At 74.0% G+C, this 1,152-nt stretch carries 2 protein-coding genes; both read left to right on the top strand.

Annotated features, from left to right (window positions below):
* The first annotated feature begins 96 nt into the window (after positions 1-96).
* Positions 97-765: a TenA family transcriptional regulator gene (locus AB0K09_RS33660; RefSeq protein ID WP_366069179.1), complete on the top strand. Its 669-nt coding sequence runs from the start codon at positions 97-99 to the stop codon at positions 763-765.
* A gap of 123 nt (positions 766-888) precedes the next feature.
* Positions 889-1,152 (top strand): FAD-dependent oxidoreductase (locus AB0K09_RS33655; RefSeq protein WP_366069178.1); only part of this gene is annotated, 264 nt, incomplete at its 3' end.

The following is a 1,152-nucleotide window of genomic DNA, read 5'->3' as shown; positions in this document are numbered from 1 at the left end:
TCCCGCCGCCGCGAGTGCCGCTCCGCCGGCACTCCACCAGCACTCGAGCGCCATGCACGAGTTTCGACGACGACACGCACGAGAGGGAGCTGGGCTGTGACGCTGCGACGGCGCCTCCGGGAGCTGGCCGGGCCCCTGCTCGGTCAGGTCCTGGAACACCCCTTCTGGGCCGGGTTGCGCGACGGCACTCTGCCGCCGGAGATTCTCTGGCACTTCGCCGAGCAGGACGCCCGCCACACCGTCCCCGCCTACGCGCGCGCCCTCGCCCGTACCGCCGCCCTGGCGGACCGGGACGAGGACGGCGCGCTGCTCGCGGGCGCGGCCCAGGCCACCTTCGCCTCGCTCACCCGGATGCACCGCGAGCTGGCCGCGCTCGCCGGCCGGTACCCCGGCCTCGCGCCGGCCCCCGGGATCACGCCGCCGACGCTCGCCCACACGTCCTTCATGACGGCGGTCTCGGCCACCTCCTTCGGCGCCGCCGTCGGCGGGCTCCTGCCGATGACCTGGTTCCACCAGCAGGTCTGCCGGGACCTGCGCGCCCGCGCGACACCCGGTGGCCGCCACGCCTGGTGGATCGACCAGTACTGCCCCGAGGACGGCTTCCACGGCTACGTCGAGGCCTACCTCACGCTGATCGACGACTTCGGCCGCCGCGCCCCGGACGGCCAACTCGCCGCGCTCACCGAGGCGTTCCTGCACGGGGCGCGTTACGAGCTGGACTTCTGCGAGGCCGCCTGGCAGTCCCGCGGCCCGGCCGGCGAGTGAGGTCCGGCCGCCCTCCACCGCGACCCGCCGGACGGCACTAGGGTGACGGCCACCACACGACGGTGCCCCGGACCGACACCCGGGAGACGGCACCGGAAGCACATCGAAAGGACAGCGGAGAACGTGAGTTCACACGACGACCCGACCCACGGCACGTACGACGACGACGTGCCGGTACTGATCGTGGGCGGCGGCTACGCCGGCCTGGCGACCTCCCTCTTCCTGGCGCACCACGGAGTGCGCTCGTTACTCGTCGACCGCCACCCCGGCGTGGCGATCCAGGGCCGGGCGCGCGGCATCAACCCGCGCACCATGGAGATCTACCGGCCGCTCGGCCTGGAGGACCGCATCAAGGAGGCGGGCCTCGACGAACAGCACGCCCCGGCC

The sequence above is a fragment of the Streptomyces sp. NPDC049577 genome, from assembly GCF_040675635.1.
Taxonomy (GTDB): Bacteria; Actinomycetota; Actinomycetes; order Streptomycetales; family Streptomycetaceae; genus Streptomyces.
The sequence above is the reverse complement of the archived record's forward strand: the minus strand, read 5'-3'. Positions and strand labels throughout refer to the sequence as shown.